Origin of the sequence: Ruoffia sp. FAM 24228 (assembly GCF_045528575.1) — a bacterium.
GTDB classification, from domain to species: Bacteria; Bacillota; Bacilli; order Lactobacillales; family Aerococcaceae; genus Ruoffia; species Ruoffia halotolerans.
Genome location: NZ_JBGQQZ010000103.1, coordinates 3098 through 4759, shown reverse-complemented (window position 1 = coordinate 4759; position 1662 = coordinate 3098). Strand labels below are relative to the sequence as shown.

General features: G+C 51.1%; 1 rRNA gene. It reads left to right on the top strand.

The window, feature by feature from the left end:
- Window positions 1–1469, top strand: a 16S ribosomal RNA gene (locus tag ACEN33_RS11820); the annotation flags it as partial.
- Between the last annotated feature and the right edge of the window lie 193 nt (window positions 1470–1662).

The window sequence follows — 1662 nt, the reverse complement described above, 5'->3', positions numbered from 1 at the left end:
CTTGTTCTCTTGACGTGAGTGGCGCACGGGTGAGTAACACGTGGGAAACCTACCCTTCAGCGGGGGATAACCATCGGAAACGATGACTAATACCGCATAGACGACAGAACCGCCTGGTTCAATCGGGAAAGACGGCTTCGGCTGTCACTGAAGGATGGTCCCGCGCTGCATTAGCTAGTTGGTAAGGTAACGGCTTACCAAGGCGATGATGCATAGCCGACCTGAGAGGGTGATCGGCCACATTGGGACTGAGACACGGCCCAAACTCCTACGGGAGGCAGCAGTAGGGAATCTTCCGCAATGGACGCAAGTCTGACGGAGCAACGCCGCGTGTGTGAAGAAGGTTTTCGGATCGTAAAGCACTGTTATTAGAGAAGAACAGCCGATAGAGTAACTGTTATCGGTTTGACGGTATCTAACCAGAAAGTGACGGCTAACTACGTGCCAGCAGCCGCGGTAATACGTAGGTCACAAGCGTTGTCCGGATTTATTGGGCGTAAAGGGAGCGCAGGCGGTTTGTTAAGTCTGATGTGAAAGCCCACGGCTCAACCGTGGAACGGCATTGGAAACTGGCAAACTTGAGTATAGAAGAGGAAAGTGGAATTCCATGTGTAGCGGTGAAATGCGTAGATATATGGAGGAACACCAGTGGCGAAGGCGACTTTCTGGTCTATAACTGACGCTGAGGCTCGAAAGCGTGGGGAGCGAACAGGATTAGATACCCTGGTAGTCCACGCCGTAAACGATGAGTGTTAAGTGTTGGGGGGCTTCCACCCCTCAGTGCTGGCGTTAACGCAATAAACACTCCGCCTGGGGAGTACGGCCGCAAGGCTGAAACTCAAAGGAATTGACGGGGACCCGCACAAGCGGTGGAGCATGTGGTTTAATTCGAAGCAACGCGAAGAACCTTACCAGGTCTTGACATCCCTTGCATAGCCTAGAGATAGGTGAAGCCCTTCGGGGCAAGGAGACAGGTGGTGCATGGTTGTCGTCAGCTCGTGTCGTGAGATGTTGGGTTAAGTCCCGCAACGAGCGCAACCCTTATCATTAGTTGCCAGCATTAGGTTGGGGACTCTAATGAGACTGCCGGTGACAAACCGGAGGAAGGTGGGGATGACGTCAAATCATCATGCCCCTTATGACCTGGGCTACACACGTGCTACAATGGATGGTACAGCGAGCAGCGACCCCGCGAGGGCAAGCGAATCTCTCAAAGCCATTCTCAGTTCGGATCGTTCTCTGCAACTCGAGAGCGTGAAGCCGGAATCGCTAGTAATCGTGGATCAGCACGCCACGGTGAATACGTTCCCGGGTCTTGTACACACCGCCCGTCACACCACGAGAGTTTGTAACACCCGAAGCCGGTGGCCTAACCTTTATGGAGGGAGCCGTCGAAGGTGGGATAGATGATTGGGGTGAAGTCGTAACAAGGTAGCCGTATCGGAAGGTGCGGCTGGATCACCTCCTTTCTAAGGAGTACTGGAACCTTTTACAGCATGAAGTGTTTTATCTTTGTTCAGTTTTGAGTGAGTTTTCTTGTTTAACTGCAAGGAACCATTCAAACTTAGCTCATTGAAAACTGAATATCAACACCTAATATAATCCGTCGATGCGACAGATTGTATTAGAACAATTTTCTTAAATGAAGATATAATTTTAATC